This window comes from Halorubrum halodurans, from assembly GCF_002252985.1.
GTDB lineage: Archaea > Halobacteriota > Halobacteria > Halobacteriales > Haloferacaceae > Halorubrum > Halorubrum halodurans.
The window spans coordinates 1-1,635 of sequence record NZ_NHPJ01000105.1 but is presented as its reverse complement, the minus strand read 5'-3'; the positions used below and the strand labels follow the sequence as shown (position 1 = coordinate 1,635).

At 69.8% G+C, this 1,635-nt stretch carries 1 protein-coding gene; it reads left to right on the top strand.

The features are described from left to right. Positions 1–131: 131 nt before the first annotated feature. Positions 132–1,635, top strand: a 1,504-nt coding sequence (locus DJ70_RS12325) for an APC family permease (protein WP_143421013.1), incomplete at its 3' end; no start/stop codon positions are given.

The window sequence follows — 1,635 nt, the reverse complement described above, 5'->3', positions numbered from 1 at the left end:
GTTCGGCGGGTCGTCGGACGGGACGTTCCGCGGGTCGTCGGACGCGGATACGGACCGACGGCGAGGGCGGGTTCCCCCGAGCGGAGATCGAACCCCGCCGTTTTTTACGCTCGAAAGACGCGGTGAGGCGCATGGTAGAGCACACGCGAACGCTGGATTTCAAGATAGCCTTCGCCATCGGGCTGGGGACGATGATCGCGGCAGGGATCTTCTCGCTGTCCGGGACCGCCGTCTATCGCATCGGCTCCAGCGCCGTCATCGCGTTCGTGCTCGCCGCCGTCGTCGCGGGGATCACCGCCGCGGCCTACTCCGAGTTCGCCTCGGTCTACTCCGAGAACGGCGGCGGGTACCTCTTCTGTTCGCGCACGTTCGAGGAGTTCGACCGCCTGAAGTACGGCGTCGGGATATCGCTGTTCCTCGGCTACAGCGGGACGACGGCGTTCTACCTCGCCACCATGGACGAGTGGTTCTTCCGGTTCATCCTCCCCGAGTCGCTCCAGGTCCTTCCCCACGGCACCGTCGGCGTGCTCACGGCGGTGGTCCTCGGCGTCCTCAACGCGCGCGGAACCGAGGAGTCCGGGCTCTTCCAGCTGATCGTGACGAGCGCGAAGGTCGGCGTCCTGTTCGTGTTCATCGCCGGGGCGGTCCTCTTCGTCGGCGCCGGCGACGCCGCGACGACGTTCGCGACCGGGTTCCAGTTCGAGCCCGTCGGGATCGTCTCCGTGGCCGCGCTCGCGTTCATCACCTTCTTCGGCTTCTCGGCCATCGCGGCGAGCGCCGGCGAGATCATCGAACCGCGACGGACCGTCCCCCGCGCGATCGGCGCGAGCATCCTCACGGTCACGGTGCTGTACGCGCTGGTCATCGTGGCGATGGTGAACGCGCCGGTGGCCCGCGAGGTGCTCGCGCAGGGCGAGACCGCGATGGGCACCGTCGCGGCGTCGTTTCTCGGCCCGTGGGGCCAGCTCCTCATCGTCGCCGGCGCGGTCTTCTCGATGGTGTCGGCCTCGAACGCCTCCATCCTCGCCGCAAGCGGCATCGGGTCGCTGATGGGACGACAGGGACACGGGCCGCGCCGGTTCGCCCGCATCCACCCCGACTACCGGACCCCGTTCTGGAGCGTCTCGGCCGTGATCGCGACCATCGTCGGGCTCATCGTCGTGTTCATCACCCTGTTCTCCGAACACGGCCTGCTCGGCGTCGGGCTGCTCGGGCTCAACCCGCTCACCGGGTTCGCCACCTTCAACCTCCTCGTTCCGCTCGCCGTCGTCAACGCCACGCTCGTCTACTCGCGCCGGAAGTTCCCGGAGATCGAGCGGGGCTTCCGGATGCCGCTCGTGCCGGCGCTGCCGATCGTGGGGATCGTGGCGAACCTCGCGTTGATCTCGAACCTCCCGCCCGTCGGCGTCGGCGTCGGGATCCTGGTCGTGCTCGCGCTCCTCGCCGCGTACCTCGTCTGGGGCGGGGCGCCACACGTCGAGGAGCTCGTCGAGGAGGTGGTCTCGCCGCACATCCCGATGGGGGCCGGCGGCGGGGGGCCGTCCGCGGCGGGGACGGCGGCGACGAGCAGGGAGGGGACGGACGACGACCGGTTCCGGATCCTCGTCTCCGTGGCGCGCCCGAGCCGCGTCGTGC